We start from the raw sequence: 23,416 nt of genomic DNA, 5'->3' as shown, positions 1-23,416 counted from the left end.
CGCGGGCCACAGGGAAGGGGGAGGCCGGGGGTGTGGCCCGCGATGATCTGGTGCGCGGCAGGCGGTTATAGCCCCATGCAGTTGGCGTAGTAGGTGACGGTTGCGGGCCAGTCGGAGAAGATCCCGTCGATTTTCACGTCCTGTGCCAGCACATCCAGAACTTCGTAGTAGCTGGAGGCATTCTGCACCGCAGGCTGCACGGACTGGAAGTACCAGCCGCCGCCATCGTTCAGCGGGCCAGAGCGTTCCAGGGTCCAGGTGATCAGGTGCAGCCCGGCAGCCTTGGCTTCAAGGGCGTAGGCCGATGGCACCATCTTGCCATCTTTCATCGTGAGCAGGAACCAGAGCGGCGGCGCGATGTAATTCACGCCCATATCAGCCAGGTCCTGCATCGAGGGTTGAAAACTGTCGGGCGCGTTGGGATCAAGCGGCGCGCTACCCTGGTTGCGCCCATCAAGATAGACTGCCTGGCGGCCGAACTCCGGTTCATTGTCTATCCAGTATTTCACCACCTCGAGGTTGAAACTCTGAGGCCAGACATCGGCTGCAGGGATACCTGCCGCCTTGTAGTCGTCGATCAGTTTTTGGGCATAGTCTTGCAGGGTAAAGCCGTTGAAGGGCATCTCGACCACAGGGGATTTGAGTTCGGGAGTGAACTTTGTCCCGAGAGACTTGAACAACGCGATGGATTGCGCATGGGTCATGGCGGTGGCGCCATCCTCGTATTGGGTGCTGCGCCAGGGCGCGACCCCGCCCTGTGAGGCGGCGGCGCTGGTGGCGGTCTTGTCAAAGCTGTCCATCTTGGGGGTGAGGCTTTGAAACTGTGCCAGGGTGATATCGCTGCTGCGGCACTCTGCCTTGGCGGGGCTGTCTGGCGTTGCAGGGGTAAAGGGCTGGATGCAAGTCTCGGCCAGATCGGTGGTCAGGATATTTGTGGTTGTGTGAAGATCGTTTTGGGCGTGGCGGCAGATCAGCTCCAGGTCCTTGGTGAAGGTGACATCGCATTCCAGAATACCTGCCCCCATGCGCGCGGCGGCCTGGTTGGATTGCACGGTATGTTCGGGAAACATCAAAGGGGCGCCCCGGTGTCCGATCGAAAAATCGCTGCGGCGCGGGGGCTGCGCCGCGCAGGACTGCAACTTTGTTTTCAAATCACCCTCGGGCAGCATCGCAATCAGATGGGCGGGGCGGGAGCCATAGCTGAGGCCAGCGTCGGAGTCTGCCTCCGGGGTGGCGGCAGTGACCGGAGCAAAGACGCCAAGAAGCGGCAGCGACAGGGCGAGAGCAGGGGCAAGAGCGTAGCGCAAAGGAGATCTCCAATGAAATGAAATACAAAAGAAAAATCGCGACGAAAGGTAACCCCTTTGCCGCGATCCTGTGACGTTTTTATGATCTCTTTGCTGCCGCGAGGCCGCTACATGAAGCCAAGCTCAAGCCGGGCTTCATCGGACATCATTTCCATGCCCCAGGGTGGTTCCCAGGTTATTTCCACGTCGACATCCTTGACCCCGGGCACCGGCGAGACCGCATCGACAATCCAGCCGGGCATTTCACCCGCAACAGGGCAGCCCGGCGCGGTGAGGGTCATGATGATCTTGACCTCGTTCTCGGCATTGATGTCGATGGTGTAGATCAGCCCCAGTTCATAGATGTTGACTGGAATTTCAGGGTCATAGACTGACTTGCAGGCATCCGCGATCTGATCAAACAGCGGGTGTTCGACGGAAGACGGTGCGATGAGGGGGGTACCTTCAAGCGGTTCGGAAGCGTTGGTCATATCGGTCCCTGACTGTTAATCCGACTGTTTATATAGGGAACCAGGCGGGGAAGGTCCAGTGCCTGTACGGGTCTGGCGACAATTTGAACCGGGCGGTGGCACCGTCATGAATGCTGTCTGGAGCCGACAAAAACTGCCCTGCCATCACCCTGTCGTGACTGTATATGTTGCGAATGCCGTCGCGCAGAGCAGAGCTGATGAGATGCGCCATTTAACCCCGATTTAGGGCCGGGGTGTTTTTGTCGGCTCTACTGGGGGGGGGGGCAGCCAAGTCTGCCAAGTTCGCGTTGAAAAGTGATTGAGCAAAGAAGAGGCCTGCGGCTTCATGCGCAGGCCTTTCCGTTTCTTGAGGCTTGGTACATCGTCAAAGGCTGGTCCGGTGTCCGGGCGGGACGGATTTGTTGTCAATCGTTGATGTCGTGGTCGAAGTTCTTCACCTGACCAGACGGAAGGGCAAAATAGCGACGCATCAGCAGCCAGGAGACCAGCGATAGTCCGGCAAACAGAAACAACAGGGCAGGCAGGCCTGGCCCGGCGCTACCAAGGATTGCCAGCAATATGCCACAGGCCAGGGCACCCAGGGCAAAGCCCAGAAAGACAAAACCGGGGACCAGCACTTCGAGGATCGCCAGGATCAGTGCGCCAGCGCACCAGACCCACCAGAGCGCCCAGAAGGGGGTTGCGAGCTCCATCATTTGCCACCTTTCAGAAGTTTGAAGGCGTCGCCAAAGGCTTCGAGTGCATGGGCGGGCAGAATGATGGTCTGCTTGCCAGCGCCATTGCCAAGCGCATTCAGGGCTTCGACCTGTTTCAGGGCAACCTGATATTGCGCGGCTTCGAGGCCGTTTTCCTGGATCGCCTTGGCAACAACTTCTGTGGCATAGGCCTCGGCGTCGGCCTGAATGCGGCGGGCCTTGGCGATCTGTTCAGCGGCGTAAAGCTCCCCTTCGGCGGCCAGTTCAACGGCGCGTTTAGTGCCTTCGGCCTCGGTAACCTGGGCGCGGCGGGCGCGTTCGGCATTCAGCTGTTGCAGCATGGCGTCGCGGGTGGCCTGATCAAGGTTCACATCCAGGATTTCTGCGCGGGTGACCTGGATTCCCCAGTCATCAACAGCGTCTTCAACCGCAGCCTGAATCTGGCCAATCAGCTGGGCGCGGTTGGATTGGACCTCGTCCAGGTCCATCTTGCCGATCTCGGCGCGGACAATGCCCGCAACGGTAGTCGCAATGGCGCCATCCACATCGCGGATCCGGTAGACGGTTTTTTCGGGCTCAAGAATGCGGTAGAAAACAGAGGTATCTATCTGCACCAGAACGTTATCTTTGGTGATGGCATCCTGGGCGGCATTGGGCAGTTGGCGTTCCAGCACTGAAATGCGATGCGCGACGCTGTCCAGCAGCGGCACGATAAAGTTGATGCCAGGCCCCAGAACCGAATGCAGGCGGCCAAAGCGTTCGACGACAAATTTTTCGGATTGGGGGACGATATGAACCCCCTTGAAGATAATGATGATCAGGAAAATTGCGCCAAGCAGGTATATGGCGTTTTGGGAAATCAGTCCAATGAGGATGTCTTCATTCATCGGGGGCTCCTAAAGTAATGTGTGCTATTGTATACAGATGTAGCCACCCAGAGGCCGTTTCAAGGCGCTGCGGGCAGGGGGGGGGCTTGCCGGATCTTATGAGCTGTACCTTGCGGGCTGGCAAGACGGCTTGAGACGTGCCAAAAGGCGTGCACTCAGGCAAGTGCAATGGCTTTGGCAGGCGAAGGATAGCAAACAATGGCACCAAAAATCACCTTTGATTTGAAAGCCCGCGATGGCAAGGCCCGCGCCGGGGTCATCTCAACTCCGCGTGGCGATATCCGCACCCCGGCCTTTATGCCGGTTGGTACTGCTGCCACGGTCAAGGCGATGATGCCGGAAAGTGTGCGCGAGACGGGCGCTGATATCCTGCTGGGCAATACCTATCATCTTATGCTGCGCCCCACCGCCGAGCGGATTGATCGGCTGGGCGGTTTGCACAAGTTCATGAACTGGGACCGGCCCATTTTGACGGATTCCGGTGGCTTTCAGGTGATGTCCCTGGCGGGGCTGCGCAAGCTGACCGAACAGGGGGTGACTTTCAAAAGCCATATCGACGGTTCCAAACATGAACTGACGCCGGAACGCTCGATGGAGATCCAAAAGCTCTTGGGGTCTGACATTGTGATGTGTTTCGACGAATGCCCAGCCCTGCCTGCCACCCGTGACCGCATCGCCGAAAGTATGCAGTTGTCGATGCGCTGGGCGGCGCGGTCGAAACAGGCCTTCGGGGATCGGCCAGGTCATGCGCTGTTCGGCATTATGCAGGGCGGTCTGGAACAGGACCTGCGCGAAGAGAGTGCCGAGGCGCTGAAAGAGATCGGTTTTGATGGCTACGCGGTAGGGGGGCTTGCCGTGGGCGAGGGGCAGGAGGCGATGTTTGACTGTCTCGACTATGCGCCCGACATGCTGCCGCAGGACAAGCCGCGCTATCTGATGGGCGTTGGCAAGCCTGACGATATCGTGGGCGCGGTGGCGCGCGGCATTGATATGATGGACTGCGTCCTGCCCTCTCGTTCGGGGCGCACTGGTCAGGCCTTCACCCGCCACGGAGTGGTCAACATCAAGAACGCGCGCCATGCGGATGATCCGCGTCCGCTGGACGAGAATTGCAGCTGCCCGGCCTGTTCCAAATACAGCCGCGCCTATCTGCACCATGTGTTCCGCAGCAACGAGATGATCTCTGGTATGCTGCTGACCTGGCATAACCTGCACTATTTCCAGGACATCATGGAGGGCATGCGCGGTGCTATCGCGGCGGGTAGTTTTGATGCCTGGCAGCAGGATTTCCACGCCAAACGGGCTGAGGGCGATATCGCACCGCTTTGAGGTTTGGCCTTTGGGCGCGCTCTTGCGGCCCTGGGGCTGGCGTGGCCTTGATCGGGGCATGCATGGTGGGCGTGGCGCAACAGGCCGGTTTCGCAGCACTTACCCATCTGCAAGATGGCCCTGCCGACGAGAACATGGCGGCCTTCGGCAAGCAAATGGTGAGTCCGCAGTCAACTTTGGCGACCTTTGGTCAGGCCCGGCCGCGGCTGAGCTGTGCGACTACTGATGCTTGTACCCGCAAACAGAGCCTGAAAAACAGGCTCTGTTCCTGATACGGTGATTTGCACTGCATTTGCCAAAAGCGCTCTTGTGGTTCGGCGGTGCTGCGGGCAATGTGGACCCCAAATTTCAGGCACTGTGGTTGAAAAATGTTAACCGCTCTCCCAGATAATAACCATCAAAGAGGAGACTGCCGCGGCTGCCGATAATGGGGCCTGGTGGACTTGCTAAGTAAAGGACGAAGTATGAACGAGCCGCTTAATTCCTCCTACCCTGTACTGCCGCTGCGCGATATTGTGGTTTTTCCACATATGATTGTGCCGCTGTTTGTCGGACGGGAGAAATCTGTGCGCGCCCTCGAAGAGGTGATGGCCGATGACAAGCAGATCCTGCTGTCCAGCCAGATTGACCCGGCCGAGGACGAACCGCAATCCGATGGCATCTACCCGACAGGCGTTCTTGCGAATGTGCTGCAACTGCTGAAACTTCCAGATGGCACCGTAAAGGTGCTGGTGGAGGGGCACGCACGGGTCAAGATCACCGAGTTCCTGGAAAACGAGAACTACTTTGAGGCCAGAGCCGAATATCTGACCGAAATCCCCGGCGATGCCACCACCATTGAGGCACTGGTGCGAACCGTGGGCGATGAGTTCGAGCGCTACGCCAAGGTGCGCAAGAACATCCCCGAAGAGGCACTTACGGCGGTCGGCGAAACCGCAGAGCCCGCCAAACTGGCGGATCTGGTCGCAGGTCATCTCGGGATCGAAGTTGATCGCAAGCAGGAACTGTTGGAAACCCTTTCGATCAGCGAACGACTGGAGAAGGTATACGGCCTGATGCAGGGCGAAATGTCGGTGCTTCAGGTTGAGAAAAAGATCAAGACCCGTGTCAAATCGCAGATGGAAAAGACCCAGCGGGAATACTACTTGAATGAGCAAATGAAGGCCATTCAGAAGGAGCTGGGCGATGGCGAAGAAGGGGCTGGCGAAATTGCCGAACTGGAAGAAAAGATCGCCGCTATCAAGCTGTCGAAAGAGGCCCGTGAAAAAGCCGATGCAGAGCTGAAGAAGCTGAAGAACATGTCGCCCATGTCGGCCGAGGCTACCGTGGTGCGCAACTATCTTGACTGGATTCTTGCAATCCCGTGGGGCGTGAAATCGCGCGTCAAGAAAGACCTGGGTCGGGCTGAGAAAATCCTTGATGAGGATCACTATGGTCTGGAAAAGGTCAAAGAACGCATTGTTGAATACCTCGCGGTGCAGCAGCGTTCGGCCAAGCTGAAAGGCCCGATCCTCTGCCTTGTTGGCCCCCCTGGTGTGGGTAAAACCTCGCTTGGCAAATCGGTGGCCAAGGCAACTGGGCGTGAATTCATTCGCATTTCCTTGGGTGGCGTGCGCGACGAGTCCGAAATTCGCGGTCACCGCCGGACCTATATTGGCTCGATGCCTGGCAAGATCATTCAGGCGCTGAAAAAGGCCAAGACAACGAATCCTCTGATCCTTCTCGATGAAATCGACAAGATGGGGCAGGATTTCCGGGGTGATCCGGCCAGCGCCATGCTGGAAGTGCTTGATCCGGAACAGAACGCCACCTTTGTGGATCACTATCTTGAGGTCGAATATGACCTCTCGAATGTGATGTTCCTGACCACCTCGAACAGCTACAACATGCCTGGGCCACTGCTGGACCGGATGGAAATCATTCCGCTGTCTGGCTATACTGAGGACGAAAAGCGCGAAATTGCCAAGCAGCATCTGATCTCGAAACAGGTGAAAAACCATGGTCTCAAGGCCAAGGAGTTTGAGCTGACAGACGAAGCCCTGAACGATATCATCCGGGTTTACACCCGCGAAGCCGGGGTGCGGAACCTTGAGCGTGAAATCGCAAAGGTCGCCCGTAAGTCATTGACTAAGATCGTCAAAAAAGAGGTCGAGAGCGTCAAGGTTACCTCTGAAAATCTTGATGAATTCCTTGGCGTCGCGAAATACCGCTACGGGCTGGCAGAAAAAGAAGATCAGATCGGTGTTGTCACCGGGCTTGCCTATACTTCTGTTGGCGGTGAACTCTTGTCGATCGAAGCGCTGCGCCTGCCGGGCAAAGGTCGGATGAAGACCACCGGCAAGCTGGGCGACGTGATGAAAGAGTCGATTGAAGCGGCGTCGAGCTACGTGCGCTCTATCTCGCCCCAGATTGGGATTAAGCCGCCGAAGTTCGATAAATGGGACATTCACGTCCACGTGCCGGAGGGCGCCACCCCCAAGGATGGTCCTTCCGCAGGTTTGGCCATGGTGACCTCGATTGTTTCGGTGCTGACAAAGATTCCGGTGCGCAAGGATATCGCGATGACTGGCGAAGTCACCCTGCGTGGCAATGCGCTGGCGATTGGTGGTCTCAAGGAGAAACTATTGGCGGCGCTGCGCGGTGGTATCAAGACCGTGTTGATCCCGCAGGAAAACGCCAAGGATCTGCCAGAGATCCCGGACAACGTGAAGGAAGGGCTGGAAATCATCCCGGTCAGCCATGTTTCCGAGGTTCTGAAATACGCTTTGGTGCGCCAACCTGAAGCCATTGAATGGGACGAGGCCGCAGAGGAAGAAGCGGCCGCTGCCAAGGCGGCGCTGGAAACCGAAGGTCGTAGATCAGGCGCGCCGGCTCACTAGGGCGGGGGTGCCAATCAATCGCAGATGCGCGAGGGGCCAATTGGGCAGGCGTGCGTCGCAAGACACAAACAGAAAGGGCGGCCCGTCAGGGTCGCCCTTTTTTGTTGCGATCTTGCTGCTACCGCGTTTCTGGCGCGCGCGGATCAGGCGGCGCTCTGTGCGGCCATATGGGCCTGGACGGTGCTAATTGCCACCGCATCGGGGCTTTGATCCGTCGCCTTGGCCTGGGCCAGGATGGTTTCCAGCGTGACATCCAGTGCCCGCAGTTTTTCCGTGACAAAGGTGTCCCGGTCACTGATCTGTTCGATTTCGGTAGCGACGTTGATGATGCCGCCGCCGTTGGTGACAAAGTCCGGCGCATAGAGAATACCGGCTTCATGCAGGGCCACAGCATCGGCCGGGCTGGCCAGTTGGTTGTTGGCCCCACCACAGACGATCGCAACTTTCAGCTGCGGAATGGTTTTGGCATTCAGAATGCCGCCAATGGCGCAGGGGGCAAAGATATCGGCCTCGACGCTGTAAATTTCATCGGGGGCGACGGTCTTGGCACCAAAGACCTTTTGGGCCTTGTTCAGTTGGTCCTGGTTCACATCCGTTACCACCAGACTTGCCCCGGCCTGCGTCAACAGCCCGCACAGGCTCCAGCCGACATGGCCCAGCCCCTGCACCGCGATCGTCAACGCCGAGAGATCCTTGCTGCCGCTGATATGCGCCTGACTGGTGCAAATGGCATTGAAAATACCGCGTGCGGTGATCGGAGAAGGGTCGCCACTGGCAAAGTCTCCCTCGGCCAAACCGGCAACATAGGGGGTTTCTTCCGCCAGAATAGCCATGTCGGCAGGGCTCATGCCCATGTCTTCGGCGGTGTAATAGCGTCCGTCAAGGCTATGAATGGCGCGGGCAAAGGCCCGCAGCAGGGCGGGCGTCTTGTCGGTCGCCGGATCGCCAATGATAACCGCTTTGCCGCCACCAAGCGCCAGGCCCGCAGCGGCGTTCTTGTAGGTCATGCCCTCGCTTAGCCGCTGCACATCAAGCAGGGCTTCGGCTTCGCTCGCATAGGGGCGCATCCGCAGGCCGCCCGCCGCAGGCCCCAGCTGGGTGGAATGCAAGGCAATAAACCCGACCAACCCAAGGGTGGGCTCTTCGACGCGATAGATCTCTTCATGTGTTGTTGAGGGGAGGGCGGTGATTGTCATGTATCTGGCTCCTGCTGGGGGACGCATTATTCTAGCCTGCAGGGGCTGGTGTTTTTCCCTAAATATGACTGTTTGAGTGTTCGTGGTTGGTGCTATTCTCTACTCGCGGAGGTAATCTTGGGGGAAATCACTATGGACGCTATGGATCGCAAGATCGTCGCGATATTGCAGACCGATGGGCGGATCAAGATGGCCGAGCTGTCAGAGCGGATTGGACTGTCGCCAACGCCCTGCGCGCGCCGTGTGGCCCTGCTTGAACAGGCCGGGGTGATCTGCGGCTATTCGGCCCGGGTGGATCAGGCCAAGCTTGGCCTGCCTGTCACAATCTTTGTGGCGGTTGAACTAGAGAGCCAGTCTACCGATGCCCTGCAGAGTTTTGAGCGCGCGGTGAGCAAGTTTGACCAGGTGATGGAATGCTACCTGATGACTGGCACCCGCGATATCTTGTTGCGGGTGGTGGCGCAGGATCTCACCGATTTTGATCGCTTCCTTGAAACCCGGCTGATGCGGGTGTCAGGTATTCGCAATACGCGATCCAGCTTTACCCTGCGTACGATGATTGCCCGCAATGCCCTGCCGCAGTTCTAGGGCGCTGAAAGCCGGGTCGCATCTGCATGTGCGGGGGCGACAGCCAGGCCCAGGAAACCACCAAAGAAAGTGAAATGCGGCAGCGATTTCTTTCCACCGCCCTCTTGCGCCAGCTCTGGGCTAAGGGTAATACCCGGCCTTGAGGGTGATTAGCTCAGTGGTAGAGCGCTTCGTTCACATCGAAGATGTCAGGAGTTCAAATCTCTTATCACCCACCATCCAGCCACCTTTAAATTATGGTTCCCTGCGGGGATGTGGGTCATTTATACAAAGTGTTCCTTGGTTCTCTGAACCTAACTCGATATCATCTGACTTGTCGTACTTGGGTGAAATCCAGAATTTCTGCAGCATCTTGCAGGTGATCCGGTGCAAATCTGGCATAGGTTTGACAGGTGATCGCCACGTTGGAGTGCGCGAGGTATTGGGCAACCTTTTCCAGCGTAACTCCATTTGAAACCATGGCCACAGCACTGGAATGGCGGATCGTGTGGACTGTTACGTTTTCCAGTCTGGCCCTCTCGCATGCCGCCTTTCCTGTAGACGCAGCCACTGGAGCGTCCGTGGGGCCGCTTTGGGCTGTAAGCCGTTATTAGCGGCTCTTTCTGGTCAATCCCCTCTATTGAAAATCAGGGCAATCTCTTCTCCAGTAAGGAGCCGCCATTCCCGAGGTGCCAAGCCATCAGGGAGTGTTAGGTCGCCTAGGCGCTCGCGGTGCAGTCCCACGACGTGGTTGCCGGTGGCAGCAAACATGCGGCGCACTTGGTGGTATCGGCCCTCGGTTATACTGAGCAAGGCTTCGGTTGTCGAAACCACTTCCAATTCAGCGGGCGCTAATGGCTTGGTTTCACTGTCCAACATCAGGCCCCCAGAGGCAAACAGATCGCCTTCGGTGCCATTGAGTGGGCGGGCCAGATTGACCCGATAAGTTTTCTTCACGAAGCGCTTGGGGCTGATGACTTGGTGCAACAGATCACCATCATCCGTTAGCAACAAAAGGCCAGAGGTTTGTTTGTCCAAACGACCGACAGTTGAGATCGCAGGAGTGCGCGACCTCCAGCGCTTGGGGAGGATATCATACACCAATGCTCCGTCATTCTTATGCGAGCAGGTCATGCCTATAGGTTTGTTTAATAGGATAACCATGTGCGCGAGAGGATCGAGAGCCTCGCCGCATATCGTCATGCGCGCTGGCAAATCCGGAGTGACAGCAATACGTTGGGTAACGTCCAAGAGTGAGGCTGCGTCTAGAATAATGCCGCCGGCCTTGGCTATGCGTGCGATTTCTTTGCGCGAGCCGTAGCCCATAGAGGACAGCAGCTTGTCGATGCGTGAGGTTGGAACCCTAGCCATTAACTTGGCTCCTAATTGGAAGTCTAAGACTTGGACTGCAGAGTGACGGTTTGAGATTTTTGGATCATCTCTTGGGCCATCTGCATTCACCGCTGAGACAGGACCTGGCACCACACGAGAAGGGCGCGCCCTCGTCGGTGGACCGGCGCCCCCCCCAGGCTGACGGCTTCAGGCGCTATCTAAATGGCTCTGGATTGGTCATGCCTGAGGAAGGTAATCACCAGTTTGATCGGAGATTTCAGTCTCACGTGTTTGGCTGAGGTTGTCTCACCTCAAGGACCGTCAACGTCCGCCGCTGATCATCTCGCGTGTCCCAGTAGAAGCTGCTCCCTTCAGACAGCCCCAGGAGCGCGATACCGATGGGCGTCATGACCGAAACACAAAGGTTCGTGATATCGGCCTCTTCAGGATAGACGATCGTTACGGTTTTTTCGTGTCCGGATACTTCGTCCCGATAGGTTACGTTGCTGCCCATCGTCACAATATTGTCCCGCAATCTGGCGGGGGCCACGATACGGGCGCGGCCCAGCTCTTCCAGTAGCCGGTCTGCCAGTGCAGGCTGACGTCGCATCATGCCGTCAGCCAGCCCTTCGAGGTGGGCCAGATCATCTGTGCTGATCACAATTTTAGGTTTGCGCTTGGATCGTTTTTGGGTGGTTTCTGTCGAGGTCAACATAGGAGGAGTTCCTTCAGAGGAAGCAATGGTGCCGGAATGGTCGCAAGGATTTGAACAACGCGCGACCCTGTGAGAATAGGCCCGTCGGTGGTCGCAATGTGGGAAAGGTTCGACGCTGAACGTCATCTATCCACCAGCGATAGTCTCGCTAGATCCACGTTTCAGGACTGTAGGAATACCCCGGAAGGTTAGGCAGACGCGAACGCGCCTAAGCCGCCCGGGGAAGGGGGCGGTTTAGCAAAGGGAACCGGCAATGATTTGCATACACCATCATGTCTATAGAGCTAGGCATGACCTGCTCGATAGTCAATCTCGATAACAAAAATTAGAGTGCGCAATGTTTTTGTGGCATTTAGGGCCCATTAACCGCATTGGGCAAGACCTGGACGCGCTGACAGATCACCCGGCCTATCTGCTGGTCCATGACGAGGCGAACGAATGGACACATGCGGCTGTTCGGTGCGGGTGGGAAACAGGGCCGCAGCAGGCTAAAGCAGCTGCCGCTTGGCCAGGTTTTTCATCAGTGCCCCCGTGCCAAAGCTCCAGGCGGGGCATTTGTTCGAGAGATTGATCCGATTGCACAGCGTTCCGAGCAGCGGGGTTGAGATGGTTACCTGATCGCCCAGTTTATGGGTGAACCCCTGGCCAGGTTCATCGCGGTCCTGGATCGGCGCGAACATGCTACCCAGATAGAGCATCAGGCCGTCTGGATACTGGTGATGCGGCCCCAGGGTTTGGGCAACGATGCTTTCGGGCTGGCGGCTGATTTCGCGCATGGCGCAGCTTTCTTCCAGGCTAAAGCCATCTTCGGCGCCCTTGATCCGTAACAGGATTTCGGCCTGTTTGATGTCAGTCAGGTCAAAATCCTGATCAAATATTCGGATGAAAGGGCCGATCGCGGCAGAGGCATTGTTGTCCTTTGCCTTGCCCAGCAATAGCGCCGATCGCCCCTCGACATCACGCAGGTTCACGTCATTGCCCAGCGTCGCACCGCAGATCCTGCCATTGGACGAAACCGCCAGGACAATCTCTGGTTCGGGGTTGTTCCAACCAGAGTCAGGATGCAGGCCGATCTCGGCGCCAGTGCCGACAGCAGAAAGCGGCTGCGCCTTGGTAAAGACCTCGGCGTCGGGGCCGATCCCTACCTCCAGATACTGTGACCATAGGTTTTCAGCCTCCAGCAGGGCTTTGACCCGGGCGGCGGCTTCGGATCCGGGGGTGATGTCTTTCAGAGAGCCGCCAATAAGATCAGCAACCTGGGTGCGGATTTCACTGGCGCGGGTGGCATCGCCTGCGGCGCGTTCCTCGATCACCCGTTCGATCATGGATCTTGCAAAGGTGACGCCGGCAGCCTTGACCGCCTGTAGGTCGCAGGGGGCCAGAAGGCGCAGCCGATCCTGCGGCGCGTTCCGGGCGCAGGTACTGTGCTCCAGCTCTGCCAGGGTGCAGACACGCGTGCCTTTCACGCCGTTGACATAGGCGGCAATATCCTCTGCTTCCAGCAGCGCCGAGAGCGTCGCTGCTGCCGGACTGGTGATATCCCAGACCTCTTTTTCACGCAGGGTGACAAGGCAGGGTCCAATGCCGGGCCGCCAGAGGCGACCAAGGTAAAGGCCGCTTGGGTCCAGTCCGAATTCCAAAGGGGGCATTTGCATTGCTTTCAATGTGGTTTTGTCGCTTTGGTGTCCTGCCTAGCATCCTAGAGTTGTTTAACCAAGAAAAAGGGCGCAATGATCATCATTGCGCCCTGTTCAGATCTTGCCGTATCGGCCGTGTGTTAGGCGAAGCGCGCCTTAGAAGTGGGCCGAGTTTGTGGCGGATGGGATCGCCAGAGGTGGTGCAAACTTGGTCAGGTCAATGCCTTCAACGGCGGCCTTGTATTCGTCAATTGTTGGTGTGCGGCCCAGAATGGCCGCCAGCACAACAACCGGGGTCGAGGCCAGCAGGCTTTCGCCTTTCTTTTCGGCGGCATCTTCTACCACTCGGCCCTGGAACAGCCGCGTCGAGGTGGCCAGAACGGTATCACCCTTGGCCGCTTTTTCCTGGTTGCCCATGCAGAGGTTACAGCCGGGGCGTTCGAGATAGAGAATGTTCTCATACTCGGTCCGGGCGTTGTTCTTGGGCATGAAATCGTCGAATTCAAAGCCAGAGTACTTTTGCAGAATTTCCCAATCGCCTTCTGCCTTCAGCTCATCCACGATGTTGTAGGTCGGGGCTGCAACAACCAGAGGCGCGTTGAAGGTGACTTTGCCTTCTGCCTTTTCCAGGTTCTTGAGCATCTGCGCCACAATCTTGATATCACCCTTGTGCACCATGCAGGAGCCAACAAAGCCAAGATCCACCTTTTTGTTGCCGCCGTAGTAGGAAACAGGGCGGATGGTGTCGTGGGTATAGCGCTTTGACACATCGGCGTTGTTTACATCCGGGTCAGCGATCATCGGTTCGACCACTTCGTCCAGATCCACCACGACTTCGGCAAAATACTTGGCGTTGTCATCGGGGGTCAGGGCGGGCTTTTCACCGGATTTGATCTCGCCAATCCGTTTGTCTGCAATGTCGATCAGCCCCTGCAGGGTGCCAGCTGCATTGTCCATACCCTTGTCGATCATGATCTGGATCCGGCTTTTTGCGATCTCAAGCGATCCGATCAGCGTCTCGTCTTGCGAAATGCAGATAGAGGCCTTGGCCTTCATTTCCGCTGTCCAGTCGGTGAAGGTAAATGCCTGGTCTGCCAGCAGCGTTCCGATGTGCACCTCGATGATGCGGCCCTGGAAGACGTTATCGCCAAACTGCTTGAGCATCTGCGCCTGGGTGGCATGTACCACATCGCGGAAATCCATGTGATCTTTCATGGTGCCCTTGAAGGTCACCTTGACGGATTCAGGGATCGGCATTGTGGCCTCGCCGGTGGCCAGAGCCAGGGCAACGGTGCCGGAGTCGGCGCCAAAGGCGACGCCCTTGGACATACGGGTGTGGCTGTCGCCGCCGATGATGATGGCCCAGTCATCCACGGTGATGTCGTTCAGCACCTTGTGGATCACATCTGTCATGGCATGGTATTCGCCCTTGGGATCACGTGCAGTGATCAGGCCGAATTTGTTCATAAAGCTCATCAGCTTGGGGATGTTCGCCTGGGCCTTGAGATCCCAGACCGACGCGGTGTGACAGCCCGACTGATAGGCGCCATCCACCGACGGAGAGATCACCGTCGCGGCCATGGCTTCCAGTTCTTGTGAGGTCATCAGGCCGGTGGTGTCTTGTGACCCCACGATATTGACCTTGACGCGTACATCTGACCCGGCATGCAGTGGCGCATCCGACGTCAGCCCACGAGCGTTTTTGTTGAAGATCTTTTCAACTGCGGTCAGGCCCTGGCCTTCATGCGAAATCTCTTTCGAGGGGGCAAAGGCGGATTTCAGCTCCTGGCCCAGGGCCTCGGCGGCAAATGTTTGTAGTTTTTTGCCAAAGACCACAGCGTAGGAACCGCCGGCCTTGATGAATTCGGCCTTTTGTGGCGTCAGCGAGGCGGAGATATCCACCAGCTCTTTGTCGCCTTCATAGAGCTTCTTGGTCTTGGTGTTGATGGTCAGCACCTTGCCGGTTTCAACCGAATAGCTCTGTTCCAGCACCGGGTCGCCATTGGCATCCAGTACGGGTTTACCATCTGCGTCCAGTTTCTTGACCCAGTTCTTCAGGTCGATACCAATGCCGCCGGTCACGCCGACGGTGGTCAGGAAGATCGGTGAAATGCCGTTTGTCCCGGCCACGATGGGGGCATAGTTCACGAATGGCACATAGGGGCTGGCGGGCTTACCGGTCCAGAGGGCAACGTTGTTGACACCGGACATGCGCGAAGACCCAACGCCCATGGTACCTTTTTCTGCGATCAGCATCACGCGGGCATCGGGATGGGCAGCCTTCAGGGCTTCGATTTCGGCCTGGGCCTCTGGCGTGATCATGCACTTGCCATGCAGCTCGCGATCAGAACGCGAATGCGCCTGGTTGCCGGGAGACAGCAGGTCGGTGGAAATATCACCTTCGCCGGCGATATATGTGACAACTTTGATTTCTTCCTCGATCTCGGGAAGCGTGGTAAAAAACTCTGCCTTGGCATAGCTTTCAAGAATGTCACGGGCGACCGCATTGCCATCAGCCAGCGCGGCGGCCAGCCGATCGGTATCGGCCTCATAAAGGAAGAACTGCGTCTTCAGCACTGCGGCGGCCTGCTGCGCGATGGCTGCATCAGTGCCCAGTGCCAGATCCAATAGCACCTCGACCGAGGGGCCGCCTTTCATGTGGGACAGCAGTTCAAAGGCAAAATCAGGGGTGATTTCGGCCACTTCAGCCGCGCCCAGAATGATGTCTTTCAGAAACTTTGCCTTCTTGTCGGCAGCGCTAGTGGTGCCGGGCAGGGTGTTGTAAATAAAGAATTTAAGGCTGTCCTCACGGTGGGGGTTTGCCGGATCTTTGATCTGTGTAATCAGCTCTGCCACAAGCGCGCCGTCATCAATGGGCTTTGGGTGCAGGTCCTGGGCTTTGCGTGTTTCGATTTCTGCTAGATAGTCCGTGTACAAGGTCATGCTATTGTCCCGCCGATGAGTGTTGCGCATAGCTTGAATGACGGGTGTCAGAAAGGTCTGGCGAGTCGAAACAAGCTGGTTGTATGCGGTGGTATACTTTTTAGTTCTGCTTTGCAAGATGCCCAATATCGGCCCGGCTGCGGCGCGGGATTGGTGCTGTCCCAAGCCAGAGCATGCAGGTGCCGTTACAGCATCAAGTTTCCTGCGCGACTAAGCATGATTTTGCCGTGGTGGCAACAAATGCCGCAGGGTGTTTCTACGGCATTTGTTCCCGCGCTGCCGCGTGGTCAGCGGTGGGCGACTGCCTGCATGAAACGGGTGCGGATTTCCACCGGATCCATGGTGATCACCGGCATCTTGGCATTGCCGCTGTCACATTTGACCACCAGGACGGTGGCCTGCTGCGCTGCCAGCGCTTGTTGGAGCGCCGGGCCTGTGTGGCGATCGCGCACCTCAACCACGTTGTCACAGCCTGCCGCCCGCGCCATGCCTGCCAGGCTGGTTTTCTTGCCGGTATAGGTCGGTTGATCCCCGGTAGAACCATATGAGCCATTGTCGATGATCATCAGGATGTAGTTTGCCGGGGCATTGTTGCCGATGGTGGGCAGGGTACCAAGATTGGTCAGCACCGAGCCATCGCCGTCGATCACGATGACGGGTTTGGGTTGCGCCAGCGCCAGGCCCAGACCAATGGACGAGGCAAGCCCCATGGTGCCAAGCATGTAGAAATTGCTTGGTTGGTCGTCGATTGCGTGCAGTTCCTGACTGGGGATACCGATATTGCAGACCACCAGCTGGTCGCGCAAAATGGGTGCGATTTCGGTTAGGATTTCAGACCGGATCATTGATCGCCATAGCCTCCCCAGAAGGTGGCATCCGTCAGGATTGCCACGGGTTTGTTGCACATGAAGGTGTATTTCAGGATCGTGTCGAACTCTGCCACGTCGCTTTGCTGGTGAAAGTGATAGGTGGGGATATTGAGCTGCGCCAAGAGCGCCTTGGTGTGCAGCGCCATTTCCACCTGACAGGCGACAGGTTCGCGCAGTTCACCGCGATAGGAAATCAGCATGGGCAGCGGCATCCGGTAGTATTGTATCAGGGTGGCCAGGGTGTTTATGGTCACGCCGATGGCGGTGTTCTGCATGATGATCGCCGGGCGCTTGCCACCCATCCAGGCGCCCGCACACAGGCCCATGCCTTCGTCTTCCTTGTTGGCTGGGATATGAAAAATATCATCGCGCTGGTCGATTTCCTTGATCACTCCGGCCAGCTGTTTGCAGGGCACGGTGGTTACAAAAGAGATATCATTGGCGACCAGATCATCGGCGATCCGTTTGTCTATATTCATAGGTGCGGGCCTTTTTGCCGGAGATCTAACAGGCGGGGCTGCGGCGAATATGCACTGCACACCACCAAGCTGGCAACAGCTGCCTTGTGGGCATTGGCCTGGCAGCGGGGCTGCTGAATAGAAAAAGGGCGGATACTTGCAGCCAAGCATCCGCCCCCTGTTGTTGACTAAGGCCTGTACCTATTGATTTTCGGCGTGCTCATCGCGCAGCCCGCGTAAGATGCAATAGCACATGACCAGCAGCACCACAGTGAACAGCAGGCCGGTGGAAATCACCATGGATTGCAGGGCTGCAAGCCCTCCGCCCAGCAGCAAGGCAACGGCAACCGCGCCTTCAAAGATGCACCAGCACACGCGCTGTGGCACCGGGGCGTGAACCTTGCCCCCGGCTGTGATGGTATCAATCACCAGTGAGCCAGAGTCCGAGGAGGTGACGAAGAAGACAATCACCAGAACAATGCCGATGAACGAGGTCACAGACGACAGGGGCAGCTCTCCGAGCATCTGGAACAGTTGGCGCGGCAGTTCTGCGCTCTGCGCTCCGGTGAAGTTATCGGTGATCACCTGATAGATGGCGTTGCCACCAAAGATCGACATCCAGGCGACGCAGACCAGCGATGGGATCAGCAAAACACAGACGATGAATTCGCGTACTGTCCGACCGCGGCTGACACGGGCGATGAACATGCCGACAAAAGGTGACCAGCTGATCCACCAGGCCCAATAGAAAGAGGTCCAGCCTTGGCTAAAGTTCACGTCCTCGCGTGCAAATGGATTGGCAAGGGCAGGTAGGTATTCAACATAGGCCGTGAGGCTGTCCCAGAAGAATGTAAACAGGAATGCGGTAGGCCCTACCACCAGTGTAAACAGGGCCAATAAACCTGCCAGCCCCATGTTGATTTCAGACAGGACCTTGACCCCGCCATCCAACCCGCGCAGCACCGAGACCAAGGCAATAGCGGTAATGCCGGTGACCAGCACCACCTCTGTTGTGCTGCCCATCGGTATGCCAAACAGCTCGTTCAGCCCTGCGCTGGCCTGTTTTGCACCAAATCCCAAAGAGGTCGCCAGACCAAACAATGTGGCAAAAACGGCCAGAATGTCGATGACATGCCCCGGCCAACCCCAGATCCGTTCACCAAAGACTGGATAGAAGGCAGAGCGGATCGTTAGTGGCAGGCCTTTGTTGTAGCTAAACAGGGCCAGCGCCAAGCCGAGAACCGCATAGATCGCCCAGGGGTGCAGGCCCCAGTGATAGATCGTGGCCGCCATGCCCAGGCGGATTGACTCTTGCCGATCATCCTGCGCCCCGGAAAGCGGCGCCCAGTCTGTGCGTGCGCCTGCTTCGCCTGCGGTCCCACCGAAGGAGGAGGAAAAGTGGGAAAGCGGTTCGGAAACCCCATAAAACATCAGCCCGATGCCCATGCCGGCGGCAAACAGCATCGAGAACCAGCCAATATAGGTGTAGTCTGGTTGCGCGCTAGACCCGCCAAGGCGAACGCTACCATAGGGAGAGACGATCAGGCACAAGGCAAAGAGGACCACCAGATCGGCAGCTCCGATCAGGAACCAGTCAAAGTTCTTGGTGGTGAAGTTGAACATGCTTTTGAAGATTTGCTCAGCCTCTTCAGGCAGTGCCAGGGTGAAGAAGACAAAGGCCAAAATGGCGGCGCCGGAAATGGCAAAAACCGGATTGTGAATGTCATAGCCAAACGGACCAAGAGAGCCGTCTACATTGTGCTGCCCTATTTCGTAGTCCGTCGCAATGACATCCGCTACGCCTTCTGGCGCGGGGATACCATGTTCGGGTGTGTCGTCAGACATCAGGTGCCTCCTCTTTGAGAGTGTTCATAATTGGGCCTCGTCCGCGCAGGGTAGGGCCTTGAGAGACAGACGCATTTGGCAGGCGTGGCAACACGCCGCCTTGCGACCGTTTTGTGCGCAATCGCGCCAGCAGGGCGGTGCGCGCCCGGGATCAGCCCGGGCTACTGGCATCGCCGCCTAGTGTGGGCGGTCCTATATGTGTCTTTGCACGAATATGAAAGGCGTGCGGCGGGGCGCATGTAATCGACCGTGTTTCGCGGTCTGTTGCAGCAGGCCCTGTTGCCTGGGGACGACGTCGAAACCGTGAAATTGTCAGGTGGCAGTCGGGGGCGTACAGGCAGGGGATGATGCCGCCGCTGAAGGTTTTGCACAGCTTGGGGATGTGGTGCCCTCTTGCCCGGCCAATACACCGTATCGGGATCAATCGTGCGCTGAAATGAACTGATTTAAGAAGTTGTTTTTATTTTCTTTGTGGCCCTATCTTCTGGTGACAAATTTAGCGAGGAGAGCACCATGGCCTGGATCAAGACAGTTCCATTCGAAGAGGCGACCGGCAAACTGAAGACACTCTATCAACGGGTGACCGGGCCGGGGAACAATGTCGACAACATCATGATGGCGCATTCCCTGCGGCCGCATTCGATGGAAGGGCATATGGCGCTTTACAAGAACGTGCTGCACCATAGCGGCAACAAAATTCCCAAATGGTTCCTGGAGGTTCTAGGTGTCTGGGTCTCGTCGCTGAACAATTGCGGCTATTGCGTTGAACACCATTTTTCGGGATTGCAGCGTCTGCTAAGGGATGAGGAGCGCGGCCTGGCCATTCGCGCCGCGATTGAAGCGCGCAGTCCGGCGCAGGCTCCGCTGGATGCGGCGCAGCAGGCGGCGTTGCTCTATGCGCGCAAATTGACTGATGCCCCCGCCTCCATAGTCGAAAGCGATGTCGAGGCGCTGCGCGCAGTTGGCTATGATGATGGAGAGATCCTGGAGATCAACCAGGTCAGTGCCTATTTTGCCTATGCCAACCGTACGGTTCTGGGGCTTGGCTGTTCGACCAAGGGGGATGAGCTGGGGTTGAGCCCAAGTAATTCCGACAATCCTGATGACTGGGGACATAAATAATCACGGCCAGGGGCGGTGCGGGCAAAGTGGCTGTCTGACGGCGCTTGCCGGGGGCGCAGTACCTGCTAAGACTGCTGCATGACAGATCAATTGACGCCCCCTAAATCCACCCCGAAGATGAACACAGGCGGCCATGTGCGCGCGCTTTCTGTGCTTGGCCTGCCGTTGGTAGGCGGCCATGTGGCGCAATTTGCCATTGGCATGACGGATTCTGTCATGTTGGGGTGGTATGGCGCCGCGGCGCTGGCCGCGGTGACGCTGGCGGGGTCCTACTTCTTTGTGTTTTTCCTGATGGGCGCGGGATTCGCCATCGCGGTGATGCCGCTGGTGGCAGCGGCTGCCGGGGCAGGCGAAGAGCGCCAGATTCGCCGTGCGACCCGAATGGGGCTGTGGCTGTCGCTGCTCTATGGCGTGGCGGCGATGCCGCTCTTGCTGTTTTCCGAGATCATTTTGCTGACCCTGGGCCAACCCCCAGAGGTGGCTGGCCCGGCCGCGACCTATCTGCAACTGGCGGGGTGGGGGCTGTTTCCTGCGCTGCTGGTCATGGTGTTCAAATCCTATCTGGCGGCGCTGGAGCGCACGCAGATCGTGTTGTGGATCACTATTCTTGCCGCCGTGGTCAACGGCCTGGTGAACTATGCGCTGATCTTCGGCAACTGGGGTGCGCCCGAGCTGGGCATCGCCGGTGCGGCCTATGCCTCTATCACCACGCAGACGGTATCTTTGCTGGCGGTTGGCGCCTATGCGCTTTGGGTATTGCCGGAACAGGAAATCCTGAAGAATTTTCATCGCCCCGATTGGGAGATGTTCGCGCGCGTCTTCAAGCTGGGCATGCCGATTGGCCTGACCAACCTGAGCGAAGTCAGCCTCTTTGCCGCCTCGGCGATGATGATGGGCTGGCTTGGGACCATTCCGCTGGCGGCGCATGGGGTGGCGGTCACCCTGGCGGGGCTGACCTTCATGGTACATCTGGGGCTAAGCAACGCGGCGACGATCCGGGCTGGCAATGCCTATGGGCGCGGCGACCGAGAGCACATGGCCCTTGGGGCGCGGGTGGTGATTGTGATGTCGTTGGTCATGTCCTTTGTTGGCATGGCTGTCTTTCTGCTGCTGCCGGATCAGTTGATTTCGCTGTTTCTTGATGCAGAGGATCCCAACAAGCCTGAAATCCTGCTGGTGGGGGCCGGGCTGCTGGCGATGGCGGCGCTGTTCCAGCTGACCGATGGGATGCAGGTTGTTGCCCTGGGCCTGTTGCGCGGCGTACAGGATACCAATTGGCCGATGCTGATTGCGGCGTTCAGCTACTGGGCGATTGGGGTTCCGGCCTCGTATCTCTTTGGCTTTACCTTTGGCTGGGGCGGTATCGGGGTCTGGTCGGGGCTGGTGCTGGGGCTCAGCTTTGCCGGGGTGTTCCTGATGCTGCGGTTCTGGCGCCATACCATCAAGCAGACAGGCAAACAGGCCCGCAGGCCGAGCGCCGCCATCTAGTCGCCTTTTGGGGCCTGTTTCATTAGTCGATCCGCCTTCTTGCGTACCAGCACGCTGCGCAGATCGTGCATCGCCAGCAGCAGATCATCGGTCACAGCCTCCAGCTGGTCGGGGCTGGCCTTGGTCTGGGCCCAATGGGCGGTGAGGCTCAGGTGATCCACCGCCCGTTTGATATCGTCGATGTCGCGGGCGGCCAGCACGGCGCTGCGCTCAGTCATCCAGGATTTGATCGCCGCCAGGTCCTGGTCTGACAGGGCCCGGCCACCATGCGGTTTGATCTCTCCGTTGCGGATGTTCACCGCCGCGATCTGATCCATATCGATGCGCCGCTGCCGGTTTTCGGTATCAACCCGAAACACAAAAGCACCGTTTTCACGGATGCGAAAGAAATACTCGGGCAGCGATGCAGCCATCGGGTGGGATCCTTTGACTTAGGTAAGGGAGGCGCAGAAATCCGCGATGCGGCTGCAGGCCTCGGTGAGGGCCGCATCCGAGGTTGCATAGCTGACGCGGAAGTTGGGCGACAAGCCAAAGGCCGCCCCAAAGACCACCGCCACATCCGCCTCGGCCAAGAGCGCGGTTGCAAAGGCTTTGTCATCCTCGATCACGGTGCCCTTTGGGCTGGTCTTGCCAATCAATCCCTGGATCGAGGGGTAGACATAGAACGCACCTTCAGGGGTGGGGCAGGTCACCCCGTCGATGGCATTGAGTTTTTCGACCACCAGATCACGACGGCGTTTGAAGGCGATGTTATTGGTTGCAAGAAAGTCCTGCGGCCCGTTCAATGCCTCAACCGCGGCCCATTGGCTGATGGACGAGGGGTTGGAGGTCGATTGCGACTGTACCTTGCGCATGGCGGCAATCAGGTGCTGCGGTCCGGCAGCATAGCCAATGCGCCAGCCGGTCATGGCGTAGCCCTTTGAGACCCCATTGCAGGTGAGGGTACGTTCATAAAGGCCGGGTTCCACCTGGGCGGGGGTGGCGAATTCAAAGCCGTCAAAAACCAGATGTTCATACATGTCATCCGACATCACCCAGACATGCGGGTGGCGCATCAGGACATCGGTCAGCGCCTTCAACTCGGCGCGGCTATAGCCGGCCCCGCTGGGGTTGGAGGGCGAGTTGAAGATAAACCACTTTGTCTGGGGGGTGATGGCCGCCTCCAGCTGCTGCGGCGTCAGTTTGAAATTCGTTTCCAGACTGGCCTCAACCGGCACCGGCGTGCCGCCCGCCAAGAGCACCATGTCCGGGTAGCTGACCCAGTAGGGGGCCGGAATGATCACCTCGTCGCCGGGGTTCAGGGTGGCCATCAGCGCATTGTACAGCGTCTGTTTGCCCCCAGTGCCGACGGAAACCTGGGCCGGTTCATAGGACAGGCCATTCTCGCGCTCAAGCTTGTCGCAAATCGCTTGTTTCAGCTCGATAATTCCATCCGGGGCGGTGTATTTTGTCTTGCCTGCGGCGATCGCGGCCACCGCTGCATCCTTGATGTTCTGCGGCGTGTCGAAATCGGGTTCACCGGCGCTCAGCCCGATGACATCGCGGCCAGCGGCCTTCAGTTCTGCTGCCATGGCAGTGATCGCGATTGTCGGCGACGGTTTTACGCGCTCGAGGGTCTTGGAAAGGAAAGACATGGCGACTGGCCCCTGTTTGAATGTTCTTGGCAACTGTCATAGG

Annotated in this window: 20 protein-coding genes and 1 tRNA gene; 6 read left to right on the top strand and 15 right to left on the bottom strand. The window is 57.9% G+C overall.

Annotated elements, in window-relative coordinates:
• Positions 1-65: 65 nt before the first annotated feature.
• From ACN0VH_RS04215 to ACN0VH_RS04200, 4 genes are all read right to left on the bottom strand, one after another.
• On the bottom strand, positions 66-1,307 hold the full coding sequence (locus tag ACN0VH_RS04215) for a glycerophosphodiester phosphodiesterase family protein (protein ID WP_417699615.1): 1,242 nt from the start codon (positions 1,305-1,307) through the stop codon (positions 66-68).
• Positions 1,308-1,414: 107 nt separating this feature from the next.
• Positions 1,415-1,777 carry an SUF system Fe-S cluster assembly protein gene (locus ACN0VH_RS04210; protein WP_232400616.1) on the bottom strand — a complete coding sequence of 121 codons (363 nt, stop codon included), beginning with the start codon at positions 1,775-1,777 and terminating at the stop codon, positions 1,415-1,417.
• Positions 1,778-2,181: 404 nt separating this feature from the next.
• On the bottom strand, positions 2,182-2,469 hold the full coding sequence (locus tag ACN0VH_RS04205; protein ID WP_417699613.1) for an NfeD family protein: 288 nt from the start codon (positions 2,467-2,469) through the stop codon (positions 2,182-2,184).
• Positions 2,469-3,359 carry an SPFH domain-containing protein gene (locus tag ACN0VH_RS04200; protein ID WP_278920895.1) on the bottom strand — a complete coding sequence of 297 codons (891 nt, stop codon included), beginning with the start codon at positions 3,357-3,359 and terminating at the stop codon, positions 2,469-2,471. Before ACN0VH_RS04200 ends, ACN0VH_RS04205 begins: the two co-directional genes overlap by 1 nt.
• A gap of 198 nt (positions 3,360-3,557) precedes the next feature.
• On the opposite strand from ACN0VH_RS04200, the gene tgt reads away from it, so the two are divergent.
• Together tgt and lon are read left to right on the top strand one after the other, a co-directional pair.
• Complete coding sequence (tgt, locus tag ACN0VH_RS04195; protein ID WP_417699611.1) at positions 3,558-4,688, top strand: tRNA guanosine(34) transglycosylase Tgt; 1,131 nt, start codon at positions 3,558-3,560, stop codon at positions 4,686-4,688.
• A 464-nt stretch (positions 4,689-5,152) separates the two neighbouring features.
• Positions 5,153-7,567 (top strand): endopeptidase La, encoded by a 2,415-nt coding sequence (gene lon / locus ACN0VH_RS04190; protein WP_278920893.1) that lies wholly within the window; start codon positions 5,153-5,155, stop codon positions 7,565-7,567.
• 143 nt (positions 7,568-7,710) lie between these two features.
• Here the strand turns inward: lon and ACN0VH_RS04185 are convergent, their stop codons facing one another.
• Positions 7,711-8,763, bottom strand: a complete 1,053-nt coding sequence (locus ACN0VH_RS04185) for a Leu/Phe/Val dehydrogenase (protein ID WP_417699609.1) — start codon at positions 8,761-8,763, stop codon at positions 7,711-7,713.
• A 132-nt stretch (positions 8,764-8,895) separates the two neighbouring features.
• On the opposite strand from ACN0VH_RS04185, the gene ACN0VH_RS04180 reads away from it, so the two are divergent.
• The gene (locus ACN0VH_RS04180; RefSeq protein ID WP_417699607.1) at positions 8,896-9,351 is read left to right on the top strand and encodes an Lrp/AsnC family transcriptional regulator; all 456 of its coding nucleotides are present in this window, start codon (positions 8,896-8,898) and stop codon (positions 9,349-9,351) included.
• 143 nt (positions 9,352-9,494) lie between these two features.
• Positions 9,495-9,569: transfer RNA gene (locus ACN0VH_RS04175), tRNA-Val, on the top strand.
• Positions 9,570-9,655: 86 nt separating this feature from the next.
• Here the strand turns inward: ACN0VH_RS04175 and ACN0VH_RS04170 are convergent.
• The 8 genes from ACN0VH_RS04170 to ACN0VH_RS04135 form a co-directional block, all read right to left on the bottom strand.
• A complete protein-coding gene (locus ACN0VH_RS04170; protein WP_417699605.1) occupies positions 9,656-9,901 on the bottom strand; it encodes a tyrosine-type recombinase/integrase in 246 nt (81 codons plus the stop codon).
• Between the two features lie 56 nt (positions 9,902-9,957).
• Complete coding sequence (locus ACN0VH_RS04165; RefSeq protein ID WP_417699603.1) at positions 9,958-10,701, bottom strand: pseudouridine synthase; 744 nt, start codon at positions 10,699-10,701, stop codon at positions 9,958-9,960.
• Positions 10,702-10,945: 244 nt separating this feature from the next.
• Positions 10,946-11,377 carry a nucleoside diphosphate kinase regulator gene (gene rnk / locus ACN0VH_RS04160; protein WP_278920889.1) on the bottom strand — a complete coding sequence of 144 codons (432 nt, stop codon included), beginning with the start codon at positions 11,375-11,377 and terminating at the stop codon, positions 10,946-10,948.
• Between the two features lie 488 nt (positions 11,378-11,865).
• Positions 11,866-13,026, bottom strand: coding sequence for a fumarylacetoacetate hydrolase family protein (locus ACN0VH_RS04155; protein WP_278920888.1), 1,161 nt, complete (start codon positions 13,024-13,026; stop codon positions 11,866-11,868).
• 144 nt (positions 13,027-13,170) lie between these two features.
• A complete protein-coding gene (locus ACN0VH_RS04150) occupies positions 13,171-15,957 on the bottom strand; it encodes a bifunctional aconitate hydratase 2/2-methylisocitrate dehydratase (protein WP_278920887.1) in 2,787 nt (928 codons plus the stop codon).
• Between the two features lie 287 nt (positions 15,958-16,244).
• On the bottom strand, positions 16,245-16,802 hold the full coding sequence (comE, locus tag ACN0VH_RS04145) for a sulfopyruvate decarboxylase subunit beta (protein ID WP_278920886.1): 558 nt from the start codon (positions 16,800-16,802) through the stop codon (positions 16,245-16,247).
• A complete protein-coding gene (gene comD / locus ACN0VH_RS04140) occupies positions 16,799-17,305 on the bottom strand; it encodes a sulfopyruvate decarboxylase subunit alpha (RefSeq protein ID WP_278920885.1) in 507 nt (168 codons plus the stop codon). Before comD ends, comE begins: the two co-directional genes overlap by 4 nt.
• Before the next feature lie 180 nt (positions 17,306-17,485).
• Entirely contained in the window at positions 17,486-19,129 is a 1,644-nt protein-coding gene (locus ACN0VH_RS04135; RefSeq protein ID WP_278920884.1) for a BCCT family transporter, read from the bottom strand.
• 513 nt (positions 19,130-19,642) lie between these two features.
• Between ACN0VH_RS04135 and ACN0VH_RS04130 the strand changes: the two genes are divergently transcribed.
• Together ACN0VH_RS04130 and ACN0VH_RS04125 are read left to right on the top strand one after the other, a co-directional pair.
• Positions 19,643-20,251, top strand: coding sequence for a carboxymuconolactone decarboxylase family protein (locus ACN0VH_RS04130; RefSeq protein ID WP_417699599.1), 609 nt, complete (start codon positions 19,643-19,645; stop codon positions 20,249-20,251).
• A gap of 78 nt (positions 20,252-20,329) precedes the next feature.
• Positions 20,330-21,739: an MATE family efflux transporter gene (locus ACN0VH_RS04125; RefSeq protein ID WP_278920882.1), complete on the top strand. Its 1,410-nt coding sequence runs from the start codon at positions 20,330-20,332 to the stop codon at positions 21,737-21,739.
• On the opposite strand, the gene ACN0VH_RS04120 is transcribed toward ACN0VH_RS04125, so the two are convergent.
• Together ACN0VH_RS04120 and ACN0VH_RS04115 are read right to left on the bottom strand one after the other, a co-directional pair.
• On the bottom strand, positions 21,736-22,152 hold the full coding sequence (locus ACN0VH_RS04120) for a hypothetical protein (protein ID WP_417699598.1): 417 nt from the start codon (positions 22,150-22,152) through the stop codon (positions 21,736-21,738). The genes ACN0VH_RS04125 and ACN0VH_RS04120 overlap by 4 nt on opposite strands.
• 18 nt (positions 22,153-22,170) lie before the next feature.
• Positions 22,171-23,373: a pyridoxal phosphate-dependent aminotransferase gene (locus ACN0VH_RS04115; protein ID WP_278920880.1), complete on the bottom strand. Its 1,203-nt coding sequence runs from the start codon at positions 23,371-23,373 to the stop codon at positions 22,171-22,173.
• Positions 23,374-23,416: the final 43 nt, after the last annotated feature.

The sequence above is a fragment of the Pseudophaeobacter sp. genome, from assembly GCF_048267565.1.
Lineage (GTDB): Bacteria > Pseudomonadota > Alphaproteobacteria > Rhodobacterales > Rhodobacteraceae > Pseudophaeobacter > Pseudophaeobacter profundi.
The sequence above is the reverse complement of the archived record's forward strand: the minus strand, read 5'-3'. Positions and strand labels throughout refer to the sequence as shown.

What these genes read in the sequence shown, in the direction of transcription:
- comD (WP_278920885.1), bottom strand. Translation starts at nt 17,305, where the DNA reads ATGAATATAGACAAACGGATCGCCGATGATCTGGTCGCCAATGATATC.
- comE (WP_278920886.1), bottom strand. Translation starts at nt 16,802, where the DNA reads ATGATCCGGTCTGAAATCCTAACCGAAATCGCACCCATTTTGCGCGAC.
- ACN0VH_RS04200 (WP_278920895.1), bottom strand. Translation starts at nt 3,359, where the DNA reads ATGAATGAAGACATCCTCATTGGACTGATTTCCCAAAACGCCATATAC.
- ACN0VH_RS04150 (WP_278920887.1), bottom strand. Translation starts at nt 15,957, where the DNA reads ATGACCTTGTACACGGACTATCTAGCAGAAATCGAAACACGCAAAGCC.
- ACN0VH_RS04180 (WP_417699607.1), top strand. Translation starts at nt 8,896, where the DNA reads ATGGACGCTATGGATCGCAAGATCGTCGCGATATTGCAGACCGATGGG.
- tgt (WP_417699611.1), top strand. Translation starts at nt 3,558, where the DNA reads ATGGCACCAAAAATCACCTTTGATTTGAAAGCCCGCGATGGCAAGGCC.
- rnk (WP_278920889.1), bottom strand. Translation starts at nt 11,377, where the DNA reads ATGTTGACCTCGACAGAAACCACCCAAAAACGATCCAAGCGCAAACCT.
- ACN0VH_RS04210 (WP_232400616.1), bottom strand. Translation starts at nt 1,777, where the DNA reads ATGACCAACGCTTCCGAACCGCTTGAAGGTACCCCCCTCATCGCACCG.
- ACN0VH_RS04125 (WP_278920882.1), top strand. Translation starts at nt 20,330, where the DNA reads ATGACAGATCAATTGACGCCCCCTAAATCCACCCCGAAGATGAACACA.
- ACN0VH_RS04135 (WP_278920884.1), bottom strand. Translation starts at nt 19,129, where the DNA reads ATGTCTGACGACACACCCGAACATGGTATCCCCGCGCCAGAAGGCGTA.
- ACN0VH_RS04185 (WP_417699609.1), bottom strand. Translation starts at nt 8,763, where the DNA reads ATGACAATCACCGCCCTCCCCTCAACAACACATGAAGAGATCTATCGC.
- ACN0VH_RS04205 (WP_417699613.1), bottom strand. Translation starts at nt 2,469, where the DNA reads ATGGAGCTCGCAACCCCCTTCTGGGCGCTCTGGTGGGTCTGGTGCGCT.
- ACN0VH_RS04130 (WP_417699599.1), top strand. Translation starts at nt 19,643, where the DNA reads ATGGCCTGGATCAAGACAGTTCCATTCGAAGAGGCGACCGGCAAACTG.
- ACN0VH_RS04155 (WP_278920888.1), bottom strand. Translation starts at nt 13,026, where the DNA reads ATGCCCCCTTTGGAATTCGGACTGGACCCAAGCGGCCTTTACCTTGGT.
- ACN0VH_RS04120 (WP_417699598.1), bottom strand. Translation starts at nt 22,152, where the DNA reads ATGGCTGCATCGCTGCCCGAGTATTTCTTTCGCATCCGTGAAAACGGT.
- lon (WP_278920893.1), top strand. Translation starts at nt 5,153, where the DNA reads ATGAACGAGCCGCTTAATTCCTCCTACCCTGTACTGCCGCTGCGCGAT.
- ACN0VH_RS04165 (WP_417699603.1), bottom strand. Translation starts at nt 10,701, where the DNA reads ATGGCTAGGGTTCCAACCTCACGCATCGACAAGCTGCTGTCCTCTATG.
- ACN0VH_RS04115 (WP_278920880.1), bottom strand. Translation starts at nt 23,373, where the DNA reads ATGTCTTTCCTTTCCAAGACCCTCGAGCGCGTAAAACCGTCGCCGACA.